Origin of the sequence: Pseudomonas sp. PNPG3, assembly GCF_023093815.1 — a bacterium.
In the GTDB taxonomy this organism is placed as follows: Bacteria; Pseudomonadota; Gammaproteobacteria; order Pseudomonadales; family Pseudomonadaceae; genus Aquipseudomonas; species Aquipseudomonas asiatica.
Genome location: NZ_JALLKV010000279.1, coordinates 1 through 256 on the forward strand (window position 1 = coordinate 1; position 256 = coordinate 256).

Annotated in this window: 1 pseudogene; it reads left to right on the forward strand. The window is 69.5% G+C overall.

Annotation, left to right across the window (positions count from 1 at the left end):
* Positions 1 to 256 (forward strand): annotated as a pseudogene (locus tag MJ643_RS31040) (F0F1 ATP synthase subunit alpha); the annotation flags it as partial.

Genomic DNA, 256 nt, shown 5'->3' on the forward strand with positions numbered 1-256 from the left:
TCGAGACCGTCGGCCGCCGCGCCCTCGAGCTGCAGGCGCCCGGCGTCATGCAGCGCAAGAGCGTCAAGGAGCCGATGCAGACCGGCCTCAAGGCGATCGACGCGATGACGCCGATCGGCCGCGGCCAGCGTCAGCTGATCATCGGCGACCGCCAGACCGGCAAGACCACCGTCGCCCTGGACACGATCCTGAACCAGAAGGCGAACTGGGAGACCGGCGACCCCTCGCAGCAGGTCCGCTGCATCTACGTCGCCGT